2 protein-coding genes and 1 pseudogene are annotated in these 3,036 nt (G+C 70.3%); 2 read left to right on the forward strand and 1 reads right to left on the reverse strand.

Annotated features, from left to right (window positions below; translation table 11 throughout):
- The first annotated feature begins 147 nt into the window (after window positions 1–147).
- Together ACIKT0_RS16035 and recQ are read left to right on the forward strand one after the other, a co-directional pair.
- Entirely contained in the window at window positions 148–651 is a 504-nt protein-coding gene (locus ACIKT0_RS16035; protein ID WP_407106360.1) for a copper chaperone PCu(A)C, read from the forward strand.
- A gap of 46 nt (window positions 652–697) precedes the next feature.
- Complete coding sequence (gene recQ / locus ACIKT0_RS16040; RefSeq protein WP_407106362.1) at window positions 698–2,542, forward strand: DNA helicase RecQ; 1,845 nt, start codon at window positions 698–700, stop codon at window positions 2,540–2,542.
- 6 nt (window positions 2,543–2,548) lie between these two features.
- Here the strand turns inward: recQ and ACIKT0_RS16045 are convergent.
- Window positions 2,549–2,941 (reverse strand): annotated as a pseudogene (locus tag ACIKT0_RS16045) (TrmH family RNA methyltransferase); the annotation flags it as partial.
- Window positions 2,942–3,036 lie beyond the last annotated feature (95 nt).

Raw genomic sequence — 3,036 nt, forward strand, 5'->3', positions numbered from 1 at the left:
CCGCTGCGCATGGAGGCACCAGAAATGTTCAGATCCCTTCTGCCCGCTCTCGCGGCGGGTGAGCCCGCCGCGGCCGGTCTGACTGCTTTTCGTCGTCAGATCATGCAGCCGCGGCGGGCTCACCCGCCGCGCATGGAGGCACCAGAAATGTTCAGATCCCTTCTTCCCGCTCTCGCGGCGCTCGGCCTTCTCTGGGCCGGCGCGGCCTCGGCGGAGGACTACAAGGCGGGCGACCTGCTGATCAGCAATCCCTGGTCGCGGGCCACCGCCACCGGCGCCAAGGTCGGCGCCGGCTATTTCACCCTCACGAACCAGGGCTCCACGCCGGATCGGCTGGTGTCGGTTTCGAGCGATTTCTCCGAGAAGGCCGAGATGCACGAGACGACCACCGAGAACGGCGTGTCGCGCATGCGGCCCATCTCCGGCGGGCTCGAGATCAAGCCCGGCGAGACGATCCGGTTCGAGCCGGGCGGCAAGCACCTGATGTTCCTGGGGCTCCGCCAGCCGCTCAAGCAGGGCGAAAGCGTCAAGGGCGCGGTGGTCTTCCAGAAGGCCGGAAAGGTCGACCTCGATTTCGCCGTGAAGGCGGTCGGCGCGTCGCCGAAAGCCGGGGACACGGGCGGCGTGAAGCGGATGGATCACGCCAACTGACCCCGCGCGGATCGCTTCTGGCCGGCGAATCTCCTAGACCGGCCAGATGACGGCGACAGCCCTTCTTCCCCAGTCCGCCATGCCCTCTGTGGAGCCGGCGGTCGAGGATGAGAAGCGGCGGGTGCTGAAAAGCGCCTTCGGCTTCGACGAGTTCCGCCCTGGACAGGAGCGCGTGATCGACGCGCTGCTGTCGGGGCGGGACGTGCTCGCCGTGATGCCGACCGGCGCGGGCAAGTCGCTCTGCTATCAGGTTCCGGCGCTGGTGATGGGCGGCCTGACGGTCGTCGTCTCGCCGCTGATCGCGCTGATGGAGGACCAGGTCGCGGCGCTGCGGCTCAACGGCGTCGCCGCGGAGGCGATCCATTCCGCGCGCAGCCGAGAAGAGAACGTCGCCTCCTGGCGGAGAATCGCATCCGGGGAGGCGCGGCTGCTCTACCTGGCGCCCGAGCGCCTGATGACCGAGCGGATGCTCTCCGCCCTGTCGCGCCTGCCGGTGTCGCTGATCGCGATCGACGAAGCGCACTGCATCTCCCAATGGGGGCACAGTTTCCGCGCCGAGTATCTCGAGCTCGGCCGGGCGCGTGAGGTTCTGCCGGGCACGCGCATGATCGCGCTCACCGCGACCGCCGACGAGGCGACGCAACAGGACGTGCTGCAGAAGCTGTTCGGAGGAGACGCGGAGGCCTTCGTGGCCGGCTTCGACCGGCCGAACATCTCGATCGCCGTGGCCGAGAAGCGCGACGCCGCGGCCTCGATCGAGCGCTATGTCGCCGCCCGGAAGGGCCAGAGCGGCGTCATCTACCGGATATCGCGCAAGAAGGTCGAGGAGACGGCGGAGCGGCTGCGGCGGTCGGGCGTCAACGCGCTCGCCTATCACGCCGGCATGGAGGCGGCGGCCCGCGCGGCGGCCCAGGAGGCGTTCCTGGCGGAGCCCGGAATCGTGATGGTCGCGACCGTGGCGTTCGGCATGGGCATCGACAAGTCGGACGTGCGCTACGTCGTCCATGGCGACATTCCGGGCTCGCTCGAAGCCTACTACCAGGAGATCGGCCGCGCAGGCCGGGACGGCGCGCCGGCCGAGGCGATGATGTTCTATGGGCTCGAGGATGTTCGCACGCGCCGCCGCTTCATCGACGAGCAGGACAGCGCGCCGGAGCGCAAGCGCGTCGAAGCCCGCCGGCTCGACGCTCTGATCGGCTTCTGCGAGACGACCGCGTGCCGCCGGCAGACGCTGCTCGCCTATTTCGGCGAGACTTCGGGCGCCTGCGGAAACTGCGACGCCTGCCTGAATCCGCCCGAGGTGGTCGACGGCACCGAGGAGGCGCGGCTCCTGCTGTCCCTCGTCTCCGACACCGGCGAGCGTTTCGGCGCCGCGCATATCGTGGCGCTGGCGGTGGGGCATCTGTCGGAGTCCGTCGAGGCCCGCGGCCACGACAAGCTCGCAGGGTTCGGGCGCGGCGCCGACCGGCCGGCTTCCGACTGGCGCGCCATCCTGCGCCAGTTGGTGGCAGCCGGGGCCCTTACGGTCGAGACCGGCGCCTATGGCGGACTGACGCTGACGCCCAAGGGCGCGCGTATCCTGCAGGCCGGCGAGCGTATCTCGATCGCGAAGCCCAAGCCCAAGACGCGGGAGCGCGGCCGGATGGCGGCGGAGGCGGTGGCGCCCGACGGCTATGACGCGGAGCTGCTCGCGAAGCTGAAGGCGCTGCGGCGCGAGCTCGCGATCGCCCGGGCGGTCCCGGCCTATGTGATCTTCTCGGACAAGACGCTGGTCGAGATGGCCGCCGGCAAGCCCCGCGACGCCGAGGCGCTGTCGCGCGTGAAGGGCGTGGGCGCCGCCAAGCTCGAGGCGTTCGGCGACGTGTTCCTCAAGGTCCTGCGCGCCGCCTGACGCGCGCTACGCGCCGCGCGCGAGCCGGTACAGCGCGATCCCGCTGGTCGTCGCCACGTTGAGACTGTCGAAGCCGTGCGACATCGGGATCCGGACCGTCGTGGCGCGGGCCATCAACTCGTGCGGAAGACCGGGTCCTTCGGCGCCGAGCATCACGCATGTCCGGGCGGCCGGATGCGCCTCCTCCAGCGTGAGCTCGCCGGAGGGGCTGAGCGCGAAGGTGGCGAAGGCGGCGTGGGCGAGGGCGTCGAGCAGCTCCTGGCCGGAGCCGCCCCGCGCGAAGGGCGTTACTAGGCTCGCTCCGACCGAGACGCGGATCGCCTTGCGGTAGAGCGGGTCGCAACTCGCGCCGTCGAGCAGCACGGCGTCGGCGCCGAAGGCCGCGGCGTTGCGGAACATTCTTGGCGTCCGGATCCGCCAGCTCCTGCCGCAGCGAGCGGAACTTGTAGACGTCGATGACCTCGTTGTTGAAGCCGTAGCGCTTCTGGCGAAAG

Origin of the sequence: Hansschlegelia beijingensis (assembly GCF_045505405.1) — a bacterium.
Lineage (GTDB): Bacteria > Pseudomonadota > Alphaproteobacteria > Rhizobiales > Methylopilaceae > Methylopila > Methylopila beijingensis_A.

Bases quoted from the DNA above. Each gene is read 5' to 3' on its own strand.
- ACIKT0_RS16035 (WP_407106360.1), top strand. From the start codon at position 148: ATGTTCAGATCCCTTCTTCCCGCTCTCGCGGCGCTCGGCCTTCTCTGG.
- recQ (WP_407106362.1), top strand. From the start codon at position 698: ATGACGGCGACAGCCCTTCTTCCCCAGTCCGCCATGCCCTCTGTGGAG.